An 18847-nucleotide genomic window follows, 5' to 3' on the forward strand; every position below is an offset into this window, starting at 1 on the left:
ATATATAGAAGAAAGAATATAGAGAATAGAATAAAGAGGAGAGAACCAAGATTTGAGAAGAAGTCTTTTCTCTATATTCTTTCTTCTATTTTCTAAAAAAAGATCAAATGAAAAAAACAATTACCATACTGCTGCTTACTTTTTACTGTACTGCTGTGACAGCGCAAAAGAGTGCGGAGAAAAATACGGCAGATAAAAAAATAGCAGAGCTTTTGTCGAAAATGACTCTTGAGGAAAAAATCGGGCAGATGACTCAGATTACTTTAGGAACTTTTGAAGACAAAGGAAAACCGGGTTTTAATACAGCAAAATTGAACGAAGGAATCCAGAAGTATCATATTGGGTCTGTATTAAATACACCATATCCGTATGCGCCAACGGTAAAAGGATGGCAGGATATTATGACAGCCATTCAAACGGCAGCTAATAAAACAAGACTTAAAATTCCGGTATTATATGGTATTGATGCCATACACGGAGCGAGTTATACGCAGGGCGCAACTTTGTTTCCGCAGCAAATTGGGATGGCAGCTACTTTTAATCCGGAAATTGTAAAAAAAGGGGCTGAAATTTCGGCTTACGAAACAAGAGCTTCTTCGATTCCGTGGGTATTTTCTCCAGATTTAGATTTGCCGAGAAATCCAGCGTGGTCTAGAATTTGGGAATCTTTTGGAGAAGATACGTACTTGTCTGCTAAAATGGGCGAAGCCATGGTAAACGGTTTTGAAGGCGGAAACATTGGTTCAAAATACCATGTTGCTTCCTGTATGAAACATTTTATTGGTTACGGAAGCACAACGACAGGAAAAGACAGAACACCAAGCATTATTCCCGAAAGAGTTTTAAGACAGTTTGATCTTCCTATTTACGAAGCGGCGATTAAAGCGGGCGCAAAAAGCGTCATGATTAGTTCAGGGGAAATAAACGGAACGCCGGTTCACGCCAGTAAATATTTGATTACAGATGTTCTGAAAAAGGAGCTAGGTTTTCAAGGCGTTGTCGTAACCGACTGGAAGGATATCATTTATCTGCATACGCGTCATAAAGTTGCCGAAACCAATAGAGAAGCGGTAAAAATAGCCGTTTTGGCTGGGCTAGACATGAGTATGGTTCCAGAAGATTATTCGTTTTGCAATGATTTGTTAGACTTAGTAAACAAAGGCGAAGTGCCAATGTCACGTATTGACGATGCCGTAAGCCGAATTCTAAAACTGAAAATCGAATTGAATTTGTTCGATAATACAATTGCCGATACAAAGCAATATCCAAAATTTGGTTCTTCAGAATTCATAAAAGAAGCCTATAATGCAGCTGCAGAGTCGATCACTTTGTTAAAGAACAAAAATGCGATTCTGCCTTTAAACAAAAACGAAAAAATTCTCGTAACCGGTCCAACGGCAAATAGTATGATTTCGTTAAACGGAGGATGGACGTACACTTGGCAGGGAGAAAAAACAGATGAAATTGCAGCAGACAAATTCACTATTCTCGAAGCGATGCAGCAAAAAGCAAGAAAAGAAAACATTCTTTACACAAAAGGTGCTGATCTGGCTTTAGAAAACGAAGACGAAATCAACAAAGCTATTGCATTGGCAAAAGATGCTTCGAAGATTGTTTTGTGTTTAGGCGAAAAGAATTATACCGAAACGCCAGGCGATATTACCAATTTGTATATCAGTGCTTCGCAGATCAAATTAGCGCTGGCATTATCTAAACTAAACAAACCTGTCATTTTGGTTTTAAATGAAGGAAGACCTCGATTAATTAGTGATTTTGAGGACAAAATGGACGCCATTGTTCAATGTTACTTACCCGGAAATGAAGGAGGAAGAGCTTTGGCGGATATTTTGTATGGCGATGTAAATCCAAGCGGAAGACTTCCGTATAACTATCCGAGATATCCAAATTCATTAGAAAAATACAATCGAAAATACACAGAAAGTCTGGCCGATAATGAGCAGAATGATGACGCAAAATACCAAAGAAGTTATCAGCCTCAATTTGAATTTGGAACCGGTTTATCGTATACCACTTTTGCGTATTCAAATCTTCAATTCGATAAAAACGAAATGAATTCCAATGAAGAAATTACGGTAAGCGTTGAGGTTAAAAATACGGGAAAACTGGCTGGAAAAGAAGCTGTTTTACTTTACCTGAGTGATTTATACGCCAGTATTACACCCGAAGTAAAAGCCTTAAAACGTTTCGAGAAAATAGATCTTGCCCCAAATGAAACAAAAACCGTTCGCTTTACTTTAAACCAAAAAGATTTGCAGTTTGTCAATAACGACTTAAAATGGATTTCGGAAAAAGGCACTTTTAAAGTCCAGATCGGGAATCAGATTAAACAGTTTGTATTGAAATAATTTTTACCGATTAACTAACTATTACTAACCAAAAAATTTGAAATCATGACTTTACAACTAAATCATATATCTAAATTAAAATACCTGTTTTTAGTGCTTTTCATAGGTTTATTTTCCTGTGAAGATGATGTACGCGAAGTATATCTTTATAAAAAAGGCGAATTAAATGCCGTTTCGACCAACACTTCTGTAAAAGCAGGAGAAACGGTAACTTATACCGATTCATCAACCAAAGTCCGTGCTGTAAAATGGACTTTTCAAAGCGGCTCTCCGGGCTCTTCAATCGAGCGAAATGTTGAGGTAAAATATACCAAAGGAGGAACTTTTACATCGACTCTCGAAATCACTTTTGTTGATAATACCACCCAAAAGAAAACCTTTACAGTAGAGGTTGAGGCTCCAGCAACACCGCCAATTGTTATCCCGGCTGATGCTCTTAAAATTTACTCTGAAAATCCCGATTTTACCAAAACAGCTCCTGTTTTAAATTGGGTTTCAAGCAATCAGTTTGTAATTAAAGAAGTGGCTGTTGATGGTTATGAAGGAGCGTACAGAAATTTTTCTCTTCCAGCAACACCGCCTGCAGCCGAAGCTAAATGGGCAATGGCAATTCTGTCGTTTGTAAATTTCACAGATATCTCCTCTTACACTTATATTAATATGGCGGTAAGAACGACCAGCACCGGAAAAATCAGATTTAGAATGAAAGATGCCTCAAATACAGGTTATGTAGAATTTGATGCCACAAGTAATTTGTACGGACTTAAAAGAGATGGAAGCTGGAATATGGTTAAAATTCCAATTGCCGAATACAAAAAGCAAAATCCGGCATTAGACCTGACAAAAATCAAAGATATTTTGGTTTTAAGAAGCGTGGATCCAGAAGACGTAAGAGCTTTAAATAATTACGTTTTCGATTTCGATCATATTTATTTGTCTAAATAATCTTTTAAACACATAGAGTGAACTCAGTTCTCAGTTTTCAGTCACAGTTTTCAGTCACAGTTTTCAGTCATGCTAAACTGAATACTGCGACTGCGACTGATACTGAATACTAAAAATACCTCTCAAAAAAATAAAAACTAATGTAATGAAGCATTTTCTTTATCTAATATTCTGTTTTACAAACCTGATTTCCCTGCAGGCACAAAATACGATTGCCTACCAAAAAGTCGAAGCCAGACAAAATGCCTTAGATCCAAAATGGGTTTCGTATGAAGCCAAAACGATTGATAAACTTCCCGGTTTTAAAATTAAAAAACAAGAACCTATTTCAATTTACGGCGGATCAAAAGCCTGGCAGAAAGAAGCAACAGGATTTTTTAGAACCCAAAAAATAGACAACAGATGGTGGATTATTGACCCCGAAGGTTATCCGTTTATTTACAAAGGAGTTGCCGTTTTTAATGCCGGACGATCTGTAAATCAGCAAAAAGCATTTGATAAAAAATTTGGAAGTTCTGAAAATTGGCTGAAACAAGAATCGAAATTACTTCGCGATAACGGATTTAATGGAGTAGGTGCGTGGTCGAATGTAGACTTGGTGAGAAAAGGAGAAAATCCGCTGGTTTATACTGTAATTATTTCGCCAATGGGCATGTATCATTCCGATCATATTAAAAAATTTGGCGGAAAATATAAAGAAGCCAGCTGGCAGAATTACCGTTTTGATTTGGTTATGGTTTTTGATAAAGAGTTTGATACTTACATCGAAAAAGCGTTCAAAGACCTTTCTCAATATAAAAATGATAAGTATTTGATGGGTTATTTTACAGATAATGAACTTCCGTGGTATAACGACGCATTAGATAAACATTTAACTTTATTGGCCAAAGATGAACAAGGATATATTGCTGCAAAAGAATGGTTCGATCAAAGAAAAGGTTTTAGCGCTTCGGCCTCAGATATTACTCAGGAAGACCGCATGGCGTTTACTGCTTTTTACTTTGAAACCTATATGAAAAAGGTAACCGAGGCGCTTCGAAAAGCAGATCCTAATCATCTTTATTTAGGATGCCGATTTAATCAGGATAAAGAGCAGGAATTAACGAATCCGGAGATTTTTAAAGTGGCCGGAAAGTACATGGACATCATTTCGATTAACCATTACAGAAAATGGGAACCGAGTCAGGATTTAATGAACAAATGGGGAGAATGGTCCGGAAAACCGTTTTTAATTACAGAATGGTACACTAAAGGAGAAGATTCCGGATTGCCCAATAATACCGGCGCAGGATGGCTGGTTCGAACTCAAAAAGAGCGAGGGCTTTTTTACCAGAATTTCACATTAGAATTGCTTAAAAATAAAAATTCGGTTGGCTGGCATTGGTTTAAATATATGGACAACGATCCGGAAGATTTAAGCACTGATTATTCTAACAGAGATTCGAATAAAGGAATTGTAAACAGTGCATTTGAACCGTATAAACCTTTATTAAAAGAGATGAAAATAATCAATGATAATGCGTTTGAACTGACAAAGTATTTTGATAAACAATAAATTTTAATTTTTTTAATTGAAGTAATCATAATCAATGCAATCGCATAGTATTACTCGTGATATTGTCATTTCGACGGAGGAGAAATCTTCGCAAGAAATTAACACAGAGTGTATAGTTTGTCGAGCTACTAACGGAGATTGCTTCGCCAGTTCGCTATCGCTCGTGTCCTCGTTCCTCGGAATGACAATATTGTGGTTAAATCTTGTCGAAATGAAATATTAAACGAAAACATTCTAATGAAAATGAATGCCCTAGCCCCGATAGAAGTGGAAATCCTTTTGTGCCGGTGTTCGGCACAAAAGATTGCAACGTATAGCGGGATTAGCTCCTAAAAAAATGTCATGGAAATCAGAATGACAAAAGTGCGAATAAGAATTTATAATTAAAAATAAAAAACAATTTTGACTATGAGAAAAATAATAATGCTGTGCTGTACTTTTCTATTAATGGGAAAAGCAATGGCGCAGGAAATTCCGTTACTATCCAATATTTCAGCTCGAAATAACATCACCTTAAATGGAAAATGGAGTTATATTGTAGATCCGCTCGAAAACGGATATTACGATTATCGCTTAATGCCTTTTAAAAACAACGGATTTTTCGAAAATAAAAAATTCAACACCACAGATTTAACCGAATATAATTTTGCAACATCGGCGACGATGGATATTCCGTCTGATTGGAATTCAAAAGACGAAAGATTGTTTTTTTACGAAGGAACGGTTTGGTTTGAGAAAGACTTCAACTATAAAAAGAGTTCTCAAACCAAAGGGATTCTTCATTTTGGAGCAGTCAATTACGATGCAAAAGTATATGTAAACGGGAAATTAGCAGGAACTCATGTTGGCGGTTATACACCTTTTAATTTTGATGTAACCAATTTGCTTGTTGACGGAAATAATTTTGTGGTGGTAAAAGTCGACAACAAACGTCATAAAGATAATGTTCCAACCGTAAACATGGATTGGTGGAATTACGGCGGTATTACAAGAGACGTTACTTTGGCTCAGGTTCCCAATACTTATATCGAAGATTATCTGGTTCAATTAGATAAAAAAGACCGAACAAAAATTTCGGGCTGGGTAAAGCTGAACAGTGAAACGGCAAATCAGTCGGTTTCGATTACAATTCCAGAACTAAAAATCAAAAAAAGCATCCCAACAGATGCAAAAGGAATCGCCTATTTTGAAATTAAAACCAATCCCGTTTTATGGACACCGGAAAAACCAAAATTATACGACGTAACCATTGACAAAGCCGATGAAAGTATTGCAGATAAAATTGGTTTTAGAACCATTGAAACCAAAGGAAGAGAAATTCTGTTAAACGGAAAAAAAGTCTTTTTACGCGGGATCAGCATTCACGAAGAAGCGCCGTTTAGATCCGGAAGAGGATGGTCTACCGAAGATGCGGTTACATTGTTAACCTGGGCAAAAGAATTAGGCTGTAACTATGTTCGTCTGGCGCATTATCCGCATAACGAAAACATGGTAAGAGAAGCCGAAAAAATGGGATTGATGATTTGGTCTGAAGTTCCGGTGTATTGGACCATTTCGTGGACAAATCCGGATACCTACGCCAATGCCGAACGTCAGCTGCACGATATGATTTACAGAGATAAAAACCGCTGCGGCATCGTAATTTGGTCTATAGCAAACGAAACACCGCATGGAGATGATAGAGATATCTTTTTGAGCAAACTCGCTAAATATGCCCGTACACAGGATAATTCCCGTTTAATAAGTATGGCAATGGAAGTAACCAAGAGTCCAAATAATGTAAACACGCTTCATGACAATATGAACGAATATGTAGATATTGTGAGTTTTAACCAATATTTAGGCTGGTACAGAGGAACAAACGAATCGTGTAAAGACATGCAATGGGTAATTCCGTATAACAAACCCGTTATCATCAGCGAATTTGGAGGCGAAGCACTGCAAGGTTTACACGGAGACAAAACACAACGCTGGAACGAAGAATATCAGGAAGAATTGTACGTACAAAACACGCAAATGTTCAATCGAATAGAAGGTCTAGCCGGAGTTTCCCCATGGATTTTAGTCGATTTTAGATCACCACGCAGGCAGTTACCTAATATTCAGGATTTCTTTAACCGCAAAGGTTTGATCTCGGATCAGGGAATTAAAAAGAAAGCTTTTTACGTAATGAAAGATTGGTACGCGCAAAAAGAAAAGGAATATAAATAAAGTAAGTTTTAGATAAAGTTGGAGAAGCCTTCAAAGTCAGAAATGATTTTGGAGGTTTTTTTGTTTGGAAATTATTTGGGATTGTTTTTCGAATATTTAATTAATTTAGCGAACCAAATTGTACGAATACGGTTGTGTTTTTTTGCAAAATAAAAAGCGTCGAATTTCGTAAAACTTAAACCATCCAAAAACCAAATTAATGAAAGAAAAAATTAAAAATTACACTATCCATTTTATTAAAGAAATCATTCCGGTAATTGCAGGTATTCTAATAGCTCTTTTTATTGATAATTGGAATTCTGAACGAAAAGATGAAGCTTATATTAATCAGGTATTTTCAACTATAAATAGTGAATTAAGGGAATCAAAAGAAGATATCATAATTACTATTCCGCAGCAAAAATCTTTAATTGATTCCTTACAATTTTATTCTGATAACAAAAACGTCAAAGTATTAGATATTGTTATGAAATCTAAAGGAATCTATATACCAAAAGTTAAAATTAATGCATGGAAATCTGTTGCCAGTACTAAAATTGATTTAATTGATTATAAAAAAGTAGCTTTACTTTCTAACATTGAAGAATTAAAAGAAATACTAAATAATAAAAGTGAATTTTTAATGACTTATCTGTATACAAACATAAATGAAACGGATAAAAATATAAAGCAGACTTCAAAAATGATTCTTTTGGATATTATTCAAACCGAAAAAACAATGCAGCAAACTATTGAACGATTTGAAGAAAAATAAGGAGTGTTTTTTAGATAAGAACCATAAAAAAGACAGCAAATTAGCTGTCTTTTTTTATTTTCCAATTATAATAAAATTTTAATTTGTTTCGTGTTGCATTTAAATCAAATGGTTTTTTTGTTAAGTAAACTTAAAAAAAAGAAGCATAAAGCTTTGTTGAACTACAAAGAGTATAAAAAAACAAAACCCTTAACAGATGTTAAGGGTTTTAAGTTCTGCGGAGAAAGAGGGATTCGAACCCCCGGACCTGTTACAGTCAACAGTTTTCAAGACTGCCGCATTCGACCGCTCTGCCATTTCTCCAGTATGTCGCTGTCATTTTCTGATTGCGAGTGCAAATATAAGGGGATTTTTTGATTGTGAAAACTTTTTTGGAACTATTTGCAAAGAAAATAATAGAATAAAAACCTGCAGGCCTTAATTTTTGTTAAGGCTTGCAGGTTTTGCTGTGAAAGAAGTACTTGAACTAATTAATCATTTTAGTTAATCATTTCTTAATCCTATAAGAAAGTCATGAGTATTAATATAAATTCGTCCTAACAAATCGTATGAAATAGGTTATGTTTTTAAAAAAGATTCATTAGCATAATTTCCCAAAAAACAAATTTTAAAAAAGAACTTTATCTAAAAAAATTGATATATACAACACTTTTAAACATTGCGGTTTTTCAAGGAATAGTCTTAGGCTTAATTATTTTAAAGTCTTCCATATTCAATAGTAGTTCAAATAAATATCTGGTATATTTAATATTTACACTTTCCATTATTTTATTGAATCATGTTTTTGAGATTGAAGATGCATTTAAATCCTATCCTGTTCTGCGGTTTATAGATCATATCGAATGGGTATTTCTAATTCCTGCTTTCTTATTTCTGTTTGTCATAAACAGGATTGATGATGCTGTAAAAAACAAGCAGAAGTTTTATTTGTGTTTTATTCCATTTGGTTATTCCGCTGTCCTTAATATTACATACGATCTTGATCGTGTTGCAGGAATTTATACTATTCCTGAGTCAGGTATCGATTTAATTAAAATACTTGGACTGATCCAGCTTATTTTAGCTGTAACATTTATTCCATTTCTGCTATTCTATTCTTATTTTATAACAAGATATTTAAAAGACCTGCAGGAAAAAAAATGGATAATTACCTTACTAACAATTATTTCCTCGTTAGTATTCGCTTTTCTTATTATATATCTCGCCAGCTTATTCTTTCAATTCAATCTTTCTTCGACTATGAGTGTTTTGGCTTTACTAGCAACATTCATAATACATTGGACAGCTTATATAGGTATTTACAAATACAAATTGGCAAAAAACACCGATGCTGTTTATAATTTTCTGAATACAGATTTAGCTCTTTCGTATACCAGTCAGCAAATTGTAGAAGATAGTATAACAGAAGAATATAGAGAATCTATCACTGCAGATAATCTATATTTTCAAAAGCTCGAACTTCTCTGCAAAGAGCAGCACATTTATACCGACAGTACATTAAACAGAGAAAAAGTGGCTGAAAAACTAGGTATAAGCGCTGGATATGTTTCGCTAATTGTAAACACGATTACAGGAGATAACTTTGCGAACTACATTAATCAATATAGGGTTGAAGCTGTAAAGGAAATGATTTCAAATTCTGAATATGAAAACTATAATTTGCTGGCCATGGGATTAGAATCTGGGTTTACTTCAAAGACGACTTTTTATAAAGCCTTTAAAAAAGTTACCGGTCAGACACCAAATGAATATAAAAACACTGGTAAATAAGTACCAATTTGTACATTCTTGAGGTTTTGAAACCTTTTCTATTTTCTCTTATGCGAATTTTGGGGCTAAATAAATCAAATCACTTTTTATGAAAAATTTTTTACTACTAGCTGTTGTTACAGTTTTAGGATTTACAAATGTTAATGCCCAGGAAATTAAATTTGGTGCTAAAGGAGGTTTAAACTTCTCAACTGTCAGTGGAGATAATACCAAAGCTATTGATTACGTGACATCATTTAATTTTGGTGTTTTATCAGAAATTCCAATTTCAGAGAAATTTTCTTTTCAACCTGAAATAATGTATTCTGGTCAGGGATATAGTTTCAATGATAATACAGTTGCTTTAAGTTATCTGAATATTCCTTTAATGGGAAAATATTATGTAACAAAAGGATTGAGTCTTGAAGCAGGACCACAAATAGGTTTTTTACTTTCTGCTAAAAATGAAAAAATCAATGTAAAAGATTCATTTAATACTTTCGATTTTGGGGTTAATTTTGGTTTAGGCTATAAACTGGATAACGGACTTAATTTTGGTGCAAGATATAACCTTGGATTAACTGATATTAATAATGTAGAAGGTTCTTCGAGTAAAAATAAAAACAGCGTATTTCAAGTGTCTGTTGGGTATTTCTTTTTCTAAAACTTAATAGCATTATAAAAAATCCTTATTCATCTTTTGAATAAGGATTTTTTTATGAAACTTATACTTCTTGCTTTTGTGAATGCGCCAAGAAGATTTTTTAGTGCTTTTCTAATAGCAAAATGACCTATTCGAACAACCGATTGTGTAAAAAGTGTTTATGAAAAAGAAATATCTTCTAAGAAATATTTGAAAAATAATTGATTGTTAAAAGAGGTTAAATTTTATGATATACTAAATGCGTAGAGAATGAATTGTAATATAATTAAAATAATTACATTTACTTATTATACTATAGTAAGTAATGGAAGAACATAAACACGTAACGATATATGATATTGCCGAGAAGCTTAATCTTGCGACATCAACAATTTCGAGAGCTTTAAAAGATCATCATACTATTAGCGATAAGACAATTAAAAAAGTAAAGCAGACAGCCAAGGAAATGGGTTTTGTTCCAAATACTCTGGCTGCGGGTTTACGTGGTAATAAATCAAGAACTATTGGTGTTTTAATCCCAACGATAACCCAGCCCTTTTTGTCTTCTTTGATTAGTGGTATTGAAATTGCGGCTCAAAAATCTGAATATTCGGTACTTATTATGCAGTCGCATGATTCATACGAGACAGAAGTGGACTTGGCTAAGTCCTTATATAGTAACAGGGTAAGTGGGGTTATTTGCTCTCTGGCCATGGAGACTAAGGATACTTCTCATTTTCAACAATTTTCCAATAATAATATTCCCCTTGTGTTTGTTGACAGGGTTCCAAGAGATTACGATACTTTTCGTGTTGTAATTAATAATTACCTTGCAGGTTATAAGGCAACAAAACACCTGATTGAACAAGGATGCAGGAGAATTGCACATTTAACTGCAGGCTCTGAATTTGGAACTCTTTATAATGAAAGGAAAAGAGGTTATATGGATGCATTATTAGAGCATGAACTCTTGGTAGACGAAGATCTGATTATAAGTCTAAAAGAAATGACGTATGAAGATGGTGTAAAGGCTTGCAATAAATTATTTGATTTAAAGCTTCCTCCTGATGGTCTTTTTGCACCCGGAGATATTCTTGCTGTAAGCGCAGTTCAAACAGCTAAAAAAAGAGGTATTAAAATACCGGAAGATTTTGCAGTAATAGGATTTAACAACGATCCAATATCGGAAATCATTGAACCTAATATTTCAACTATCACACATCCTGCAGAGAAAATGGGCAAGGCCGCAGCCGAACTAATTATCAAAAATCTAAAATCTACTAAAGAAGAAGAGGATGCTAAAGAAATAACATTTTTAAATACACAAGTCCTTATTCGGGAATCTTCTAAGCGAATCTAAGATTCATTTAAAGCTATTTATAACCTGTTAATACTCTATTAACAGGTTATTTTTTGCTGTAAAACTCCTTGTTTGTTTCCTTTGTTGATAATTGAACATCCTGGCAGAAAGAATAAAATTTGAAAATAAATCGTTTTTTATTTTTTTATTAGCATATTTTTGTATTTTAGCACAACCGATTGCAAAATGTTTAATATTCTTAATAGTATATTTTTTTAGCATTTTTTTTGCTAAATATTGATGTTTTTAGCTGAATCTGTAATTTGTGCTTGGAAAATAATTTTAAAAACCGCAGCTAATAAAATGACACAATTAAAAAAGATTTTTTTCAAATCCATTTTACTTCTTTTTGTAGTTTGTTGGTCTGCTTCGGCTCAAAAAGACTATAAATTATGGTTACAATACAATGAGATTAGTGATGCCGATCTGGTAACAGAATATCTTTCTAATATTCGGGGAATTATTCCTGTTGGAAATTCAGAGACTATAAAAATTGCCTGTACTGAATTACAATTGGGTTTGGATGGGATGTTAGGAAAGAAATTTGAAAACATCTCAGTGACTGGAGGAGATCGTATTATTGTTGTGGGGTCTAGGGAATCGTTAGATCTTGAAATTCAAAAAGAAATTGGAAGTTTTGATCAGATTAATAAAGAAGGTTTTATCATAAAATCAATTTCCATAAAAAATAAGAAGCAAATTGTCATTACCGGAAAAAGTGATGTTGGGGTTTTGTATGGTGTTTATCGGTTTTTAAGATTAATTCAAACCAATAAATCAATCATAAATTTAAACATCGCTGATTCTCCTAAAATAAACCTTAGGATATTAAACCATTGGGATAATTTAGACCGAACTGTTGAGCGCGGTTATGCCGGTTTTTCGTTATGGAACTGGCAAAAATTACCTGATTTTATCGATCAGCGTTATATTGATTACGCCAGAGCAAATGCCTCAATCGGAATTAACGGAACAGTTTTGACCAATGTAAATGCAAATGCGTTGATTTTGACTCCTCAGTATTTGGAGAAAGTAGAGGCTTTAGCTAATGTATTTCGTCCTTATGGAATAAAAGTATATTTAACTGCCCGTTTTTCTGCACCAATAGAAATTGGAGGTTTAAAAACGGCTGATCCAAAAGATGCTGCAGTAGTGAATTGGTGGAAAGAGAAAGCAAAAGAGATTTATAAAAGAATTCCAGATTTTGGAGGATTTTTGGTAAAAGCAAATTCTGAGGGACAACCCGGACCTCAAAATTATGGAAGGGATCACGTTGACGGCGCTAATATGCTGGCAGATGCTGTAGCGCCTTTTGGAGGCGTAATTATGTGGAGAGCATTTGTATATTCTGAACATGATGTAAATGACAGGGCAAAACAGGCTTACGCCGAATTTCAGCCCTATGACGGAAAATTTAGAGACAATGTAATTGTTCAGGTAAAAAATGGTGCAATAGATTTTCAGCCCAGAGAACCTTTTCATCCTTTATTTGGTGCAATGCCAAAAACGCCAATAATGATGGAATTTCAAATCACGCAGGAATATTTAGGTTTTAGTACACATTTGGTTTTTCTGCCAAAATTATTTCAGGAAGTTTTAGAATCAGATACCTTTCAAAAAGGAAAAGGTTCGACAGTTGCCAAAGTCGTAGATGGAACTTTAAGTCCACATAAGCTTACAGGAATTGCCGGGGTTTCAAATATAGGTAATGATCTCAACTGGACCGGGCATCCTTTTGCGCAGGCAAATTGGTACGGTTTCGGAAGATTAGCATGGGATCCTTATTTAAATTCGGAAATAATTGCTGATGAATGGCTGCGATGTACTTTTTCGAACAATGAAAATTTCATCAAGCCAATTAAAAAAATAATGATAGAGTCAAGAGAAGCGGTTGTAAATTATATGACGCCGCTTGGGCTGCATCATATTATGGATACAGGACATCATTATGGTCCTGGACCATGGGTTTCTAATTTATCCAGACCAGAATGGAATCCAACTTATTATCACAAAGCCGATAAAAACGGAATTGGTTTTGACAGATCAAAAACGGGAACAAATGCAACTTCTCAATATGCACCGGATGTGGAGAAAGTTTTTGACAATCTCGAAACTTGTCCTGAACAGGATTTATTATGGTTTCATCATGTTTCGTGGGATTATAAACTGAAAAATGGACAGACACTCTGGAATGGTATGGCTTTAAAATACCAAGAAGGTGTAAATCAGGTTCAGGAAATGCAAAATACCTGGAATAAAGCAGGAAAATATATTGACAGTGATCGTTTTAAGGAAGTTCAAATGTTACTGGAAATTCAATACAAAGAGGCAAAATGGTGGCGTGATGCCTGTTTGCTGTATTTTCAGCAATATTCGGGTAAAGAATTGCCTGTTGGAGTAGAAAAACCAAAGCAGACTTTAGAATATTTCAAATCATTAAAATTTCCCTTTGCACCTGGGAATTAATTATATAAAAGAAAAGAATATGAATACAAAAACCGCAATTGTAACCGGAGGAAATTCGGGTTTAGGTTTTGCAACAGCGAAGAAATTATGCGATAACGGAATAACAACGTATATCATTGGAAGATCAAAAGAGAAAACAGAAGAAGCTTGCGCGGAAATTGGTGCCAATGCAATTCCGGTTATATATGATTTAAATGATATTGCAGGCATTCCGGCTATGATTGAAGAAATACAAAAAAATAACCCCATCGATATTTTGGTAAATAATGCCGGAATTAATTTAAAGAAAGAGTTTTTGGATGTAACCGATGAAGATTTTCTATCGATAATTCACACTAATTTGTTAAGTGTTTTTGCTGTGAGTAAAGCTGTAGTAAAAAACATGAAAGAAAATAACGGAGGAAATATTATCAATATTAGTTCAATGGCATCGCAATACGGAATTCCAAAAGTAATTGCGTATTCGGCAAGTAAAGGCGCAATAGAATCTATGACACGAGCGATGGCGGTAGAATTGGCCCCGTTTGGCATTCGTGTTAATTGTGTGGCTCCTGGGTTTATCAAAACCAAAATGTCGGCGAAAGCCTTAGATAATGATCCCGAAAGAAAAAATAAAGTATTGGGCAGAACTCCAATGGGAATTTTGGGAGAACCATCAGATATTGCTGATGCAGTTTATTATTTTGCATCAAACGAATCTAAATTTACAACGGGAACTATTTTGCCGGTTGATGGCGGAAATAGCATTGGTTTTTAATCAAAAAGAATAAATATCATGATCAAAATGCAGCAAACCATGCGTTGGTTTGGTCCTCAGGATTCTGTAAAATTAATAGATATAAAACAAGCCGGAGCAACCGGAATTGTAACGGCTCTGCATCAAATTCCGGTTGGAACTGTCTGGACAATTGAGGATATCAAAGAAAGACAGAAAATCATTAGAGAGGCGGGATTAGAATGGACAGTTGTAGAAAGTCTGCCGGTTCACGAAGAGATTAAAAGAGCAAGCGGAAACTATTTACAATACATTGAAAATTATAAAATAAGTATAAAGAACCTTTCGGATTGTGGTATAAAAGTAATCACTTATAATTTTATGCCCATTTTAGACTGGGTTCGAACAGATCATGATTTTGTAAATGAAGATGGAAGTAAAGCTTTATTATACAATCAGGAAGCATTTATTTACTTTGATCTTTATCTTTTAAAAAGACCAAATGCTGAAAAAGATTATTTTGAAATTGAAAAAGAAAATGCACGGAGATTTGGTGATAAACTTTCTGAAGATGAAAAAGCATTATTGTTCAAAAATGTGCTTTTAGGACTTCCGGGAAGTAAAATCAATTTTACGGCAGAACAAATTCTTTCGTTATTAGATAATTATGCTAATATCGATAATGATAAATTAAGAGAAAACCTGATTTACTTTTTATCCCAAGTTGCTCCGGCTGCTCAGGAATTAGGCTCAAAATTAGCGATTCATCCTGATGATCCGCCATTTTCGGTTTTGGGATTGCCAAGAATCGTCTCTACGGAAAATGATCTTAATGCGATTTTTGAAGCAGTTCCTTTAGACTCAAATGGATTGTGTTATTGTACCGGTTCTTTAGGTGCAAATCCTGAAAATAATCTGGAAAAAATTATAGATGATTACGGGGGGCGAATCCACTTTTTGCATCTTCGAAATACTTTCCGCGAAAGCGAAACTGTTTTCAGGGAATCAGAACACTTAAAAGGAGATACAAAAATGGAAGTTATTGTAGAAAAACTGCTTCTTTTAATGAATAAAACAAAAGTGAGTTTACCCATGCGTCCAGATCATGGTTTTTTGCATGCGATAGATGAAACCAAAGAAACTTATCCCGGTTATTCTCTAGTGGGAAGATTAAAAGGATTAGCCGAATTAAGAGGACTGGAAATGGGAATTGCTTATAAAATGAAACCGTTGTTGTAAAACGATTAAATAAAGTAAAGAACTATTAACCTTATAACCACAAAAAATGAAATTAATTAATCACCAATTGTTGCTTTTGTCTCTCGTAATTTTAAGCAGCTGCAATGCAAAAAAAGAAACAGAAGCTATTTCTTTAAAAAACAGTTTTAAAAATGATTTCTATATAGGAACAGCTTTGAGTAAAGATCAGATCGAAGAAAAAAATGCCAAAGAAGACTCTTTGATTAAAAAAGAGTTTAATGCGATAACGGCAGAAAATATTATGAAATCGATGTTTATTCATCCTGCAAAAGATAAATATGATTTTACATTATCGGATAAGTTTGTAGCTTATGGTGAGAAGAATAAAATGTTTATTCACGGTCATACCTTAATCTGGCACAGCCAATTGGCGCCGTGGATGGAAAAAATTAAGGACAGTACAGAAATGAAAGCTTTTATGAAAGATCATATCACGACAATTGTATCTAAATACAAAGGCAGAGTTGATTCCTGGGATGTGGTGAATGAAGCTTTAAATGAAGATGGAACTTTAAGAAAATCAATTTTTTTAAATACACTTGGAGAAAAATACCTTGTTGATGCTTTCAAATTAGCCGCCGCTGCAGATCCGAAAGTAGATTTATATTACAATGATTATAATAATGAAGAGCCGGCAAAAAGAGAAGGAAATATTAATTTGATCAAAAAAATCAAAGCAGGCGGCGGAAAAATTGACGGGGTAGGTATTCAGGCGCATTGGAAATTGAATTATCCATCATTAGAAGAAATCGAGAAAAGTATTTTGGACTATTCTGCTCTTGGTGTTAAAGTTGCATTTACAGAATTGGATATTTCGGTATTACCAAATCCAAAAGATTTAAATGGTGCCGATGTCAATCAGAATTTTGAAGGAAATGTTGAAATGAATCCTTATCCTAAAGCACTTCCGGATTCTGTTCAGGTTAAACTTGCTGAACGTTATGCTTCAATCTTTAAATTATTTTTAAAACATAAAGACAAAATCAGCCGTGTAACATTTTGGGGAGTTCATGATGGGCAGTCGTGGTTAAATGACTGGCCTGTAAAAGGGAGAACAAATTATCCGTTGTTATTCGATAAAGACCTCAAACCCAAAAAAGCGTACTACGAGGTAATGAAGCTGAAAGATGTAAAATAATAAAAAATGATGCTTAAAAGCCTTTTTTATTATCAATTACACAACCGAATGTGTTTAGAAATTGTATTCATATAATAGTTTATTATACAGTTGTTTATTCTGTATTTTTTTATAATTTTACACAACCGATTGTTTTAATAAACTATACCAATTTTCAGTACTAATTATCTATTTTGAATTTAGAAAAACAGAATCTAATTTCAAGCCAAAATAACCACATAAATAATGAATTACATTTCACAAAAATTATCCATAAAAGAAAAAATAGGCTATAGTCTAGGAGACCTTGCTGCAAATTTAGTTTTCCAGACTTTGATGACTTATCTGGCTTATTTCTATACAGATATTTATGGATTGTCTCCCACGCATTCTTCTATCATTATGCTTGTTGTAGGGCTAATTGCAGCTTTTATTTTTAATCCCATTATTGGTATACTGGCAGACCGGACCATTACAAAATGGGGAAAATTCAGACCATGGATATTAATAACGGCCATACCGCTGGGTATAATTGCATTACTGGCTTTTACAACACCCAATTTCTCCTATCAGGGAAAAGTAATTTATGCCGTTGTAACCTATACCTTATTATTGCTTTTTTATGCCGGTAACAATTTGCCTTATTCCGCTTTAAGCGGAGTAATTACGGGTGATATGAAAGAAAGAAACAGTTTGTCTTCGTATCGTTTTGTAGCGGTAATGTTTGCGCAATTTTTTGTTCAGGTTTTCATGCTCGGAATTATTAAAAGTGCCGGAAATGGAGACAAGGCAATTGGTATCGAAAAAGTGATGACAGTTTTAGCAATCATTGGTACAATAATGCTGCTCATTACATTTTTAACAACAAAAGAACGCATTATTCCAAAACCGGAGCAAAAATCCACCGTGCGTGAAGATTTAAGCGATTTAATAAAAAACAAGCCTTGGGTAATTATGCTGAGTCTTACAACATTAGTATTTATTACCCTTGCCATGAAAGGAGGTTCTTATGTATACTATTTTGAAAATTATGTAGATAAAGAACAGTTAGCACTTTTTATACAGCCCATTTTAGAGGTATTGTCAAAAGCAGGGTTGAATCATTTTGGGAATGATCCGGTTTCTGCAGGATTTGGATTGTTTAATGCAGGCGGAATTATCTTTATGATCGTTGGAATTACCATGTCTAAAAGTTTGGCTGATAAATATGGCAAGAGAAATATATTTGGATTGTTTTTATTTATTTCGACCTTATTTATTCTCTCCTTTTATTTCTTTTCGCCAAAAGCTATTGGTTTTATCTTTTTCTCTCAGATTTTACATGGATTTTTCTACGGAATCACAATTCCGCTTCTATGGGCAATGATTGCCGATGTTGCTGATTATTCAGAATGGCTCAATAACCGTCGGGCCACAGCTATCATATTTTCGGCCATGATGGTAGGTTTAAAAGCAGGCTTAAGTATTGGCGGTTCATTGACGACCTTGTTTTTAGGATATTTTCATTACGTACCAAATTCTCTAACCCAAACAGATTTAGCTATAAACGGAATCAAATTATTGGTCAGTGTTTTTCCTGCAATCCCCTTTTTAACTGGTGTTGCCCTGTTGTTTTTCTATAAAATTGATAAAAAAACAGAAGTGCAGATAGAGGCAGATTTAAAAGAAAGAAGAACTTAATTATTTTATATAAAACAAAAAAACGA

The 18847-nt window shown here is 34.2% G+C and carries 13 protein-coding genes and 1 tRNA gene; 13 read left to right on the forward strand and 1 reads right to left on the reverse strand.

Translation table 11 applies throughout. The features are described from left to right. Positions 1–107: 107 nt before the first annotated feature. The 5 genes from AC1RRQ_RS00570 to AC1RRQ_RS00590 all read left to right on the forward strand — a co-directional run bounded on the left by AC1RRQ_RS00570 (position 108) and on the right by AC1RRQ_RS00590 (position 7831). Positions 108–2366, forward strand: coding sequence for a glycoside hydrolase family 3 N-terminal domain-containing protein (locus AC1RRQ_RS00570; protein ID WP_493020388.1), 2259 nt, complete (start codon positions 108–110; stop codon positions 2364–2366). Positions 2367–2411: 45 nt separating this feature from the next. Continuing rightward, positions 2412–3311: a PKD domain-containing protein gene (locus tag AC1RRQ_RS00575; protein WP_493020390.1), complete on the forward strand. Its 900-nt coding sequence runs from the start codon at positions 2412–2414 to the stop codon at positions 3309–3311. A gap of 145 nt (positions 3312–3456) precedes the next feature. After that, positions 3457–4866: a hypothetical protein gene (locus AC1RRQ_RS00580; RefSeq protein WP_493020392.1), complete on the forward strand. Its 1410-nt coding sequence runs from the start codon at positions 3457–3459 to the stop codon at positions 4864–4866. Positions 4867–5274: 408 nt separating this feature from the next. Further along, complete coding sequence (locus AC1RRQ_RS00585) at positions 5275–7077, forward strand: glycoside hydrolase family 2 protein (RefSeq protein ID WP_493020394.1); 1803 nt, start codon at positions 5275–5277, stop codon at positions 7075–7077. A 199-nt stretch (positions 7078–7276) separates the two neighbouring features. Continuing rightward, complete coding sequence (locus AC1RRQ_RS00590; protein WP_493020396.1) at positions 7277–7831, forward strand: hypothetical protein; 555 nt, start codon at positions 7277–7279, stop codon at positions 7829–7831. 218 nt (positions 7832–8049) lie between these two features. Here the strand turns inward: AC1RRQ_RS00590 and AC1RRQ_RS00595 are convergent. Then, positions 8050–8134, reverse strand: a tRNA-Ser gene (locus tag AC1RRQ_RS00595). Positions 8135–8464: 330 nt separating this feature from the next. On the opposite strand from AC1RRQ_RS00595, the gene AC1RRQ_RS00600 reads away from it, so the two are divergent. The 8 genes from AC1RRQ_RS00600 to AC1RRQ_RS00635 all read left to right on the forward strand — a co-directional run bounded on the left by AC1RRQ_RS00600 (position 8465) and on the right by AC1RRQ_RS00635 (position 18821). After that, positions 8465–9601, forward strand: coding sequence for a helix-turn-helix domain-containing protein (locus AC1RRQ_RS00600; protein WP_493020398.1), 1137 nt, complete (start codon positions 8465–8467; stop codon positions 9599–9601). A gap of 88 nt (positions 9602–9689) precedes the next feature. Then, positions 9690–10244, forward strand: a complete 555-nt coding sequence (locus AC1RRQ_RS00605) for a porin family protein (protein ID WP_493020400.1) — start codon at positions 9690–9692, stop codon at positions 10242–10244. A gap of 304 nt (positions 10245–10548) precedes the next feature. Next, entirely contained in the window at positions 10549–11583 is a 1035-nt protein-coding gene (locus AC1RRQ_RS00610; protein WP_493020402.1) for a LacI family DNA-binding transcriptional regulator, read from the forward strand. A 303-nt stretch (positions 11584–11886) separates the two neighbouring features. Continuing rightward, positions 11887–14049, forward strand: a complete 2163-nt coding sequence (locus tag AC1RRQ_RS00615; protein WP_493020404.1) for an alpha-glucuronidase family glycosyl hydrolase — start codon at positions 11887–11889, stop codon at positions 14047–14049. 19 nt (positions 14050–14068) lie between these two features. Next, a complete protein-coding gene (locus AC1RRQ_RS00620; RefSeq protein WP_493020406.1) occupies positions 14069–14806 on the forward strand; it encodes an SDR family NAD(P)-dependent oxidoreductase in 738 nt (245 codons plus the stop codon). Positions 14807–14824: 18 nt separating this feature from the next. Further along, a complete protein-coding gene (uxuA, locus tag AC1RRQ_RS00625; RefSeq protein ID WP_493020408.1) occupies positions 14825–16003 on the forward strand; it encodes a mannonate dehydratase in 1179 nt (392 codons plus the stop codon). Between the two features lie 46 nt (positions 16004–16049). Continuing rightward, positions 16050–17162: an endo-1,4-beta-xylanase gene (locus AC1RRQ_RS00630; protein WP_493020410.1), complete on the forward strand. Its 1113-nt coding sequence runs from the start codon at positions 16050–16052 to the stop codon at positions 17160–17162. A gap of 225 nt (positions 17163–17387) precedes the next feature. Beyond that, on the forward strand, positions 17388–18821 hold the full coding sequence (locus tag AC1RRQ_RS00635; RefSeq protein WP_493020412.1) for an MFS transporter: 1434 nt from the start codon (positions 17388–17390) through the stop codon (positions 18819–18821). Positions 18822–18847 lie beyond the last annotated feature (26 nt).

Source organism: Flavobacterium sp. GW821-FHT12A05, assembly GCF_058807735.1.

Coding starts and splice junctions, on each gene's coding strand:
- AC1RRQ_RS00620 (WP_493020406.1), top strand. CDS start 14,069: ATGAATACAAAAACCGCAATTGTAACCGGAGGAAATTCGGGTTTAGGT.
- AC1RRQ_RS00570 (WP_493020388.1), top strand. CDS start 108: ATGAAAAAAACAATTACCATACTGCTGCTTACTTTTTACTGTACTGCT.
- AC1RRQ_RS00610 (WP_493020402.1), top strand. CDS start 10,549: ATGGAAGAACATAAACACGTAACGATATATGATATTGCCGAGAAGCTT.
- AC1RRQ_RS00630 (WP_493020410.1), top strand. CDS start 16,050: ATGAAATTAATTAATCACCAATTGTTGCTTTTGTCTCTCGTAATTTTA.
- AC1RRQ_RS00605 (WP_493020400.1), top strand. CDS start 9,690: ATGAAAAATTTTTTACTACTAGCTGTTGTTACAGTTTTAGGATTTACA.
- AC1RRQ_RS00580 (WP_493020392.1), top strand. CDS start 3,457: ATGAAGCATTTTCTTTATCTAATATTCTGTTTTACAAACCTGATTTCC.
- AC1RRQ_RS00585 (WP_493020394.1), top strand. CDS start 5,275: ATGAGAAAAATAATAATGCTGTGCTGTACTTTTCTATTAATGGGAAAA.
- AC1RRQ_RS00635 (WP_493020412.1), top strand. CDS start 17,388: ATGAATTACATTTCACAAAAATTATCCATAAAAGAAAAAATAGGCTAT.
- AC1RRQ_RS00615 (WP_493020404.1), top strand. CDS start 11,887: ATGACACAATTAAAAAAGATTTTTTTCAAATCCATTTTACTTCTTTTT.
- uxuA (WP_493020408.1), top strand. CDS start 14,825: ATGATCAAAATGCAGCAAACCATGCGTTGGTTTGGTCCTCAGGATTCT.
- AC1RRQ_RS00590 (WP_493020396.1), top strand. CDS start 7,277: ATGAAAGAAAAAATTAAAAATTACACTATCCATTTTATTAAAGAAATC.
- AC1RRQ_RS00575 (WP_493020390.1), top strand. CDS start 2,412: ATGACTTTACAACTAAATCATATATCTAAATTAAAATACCTGTTTTTA.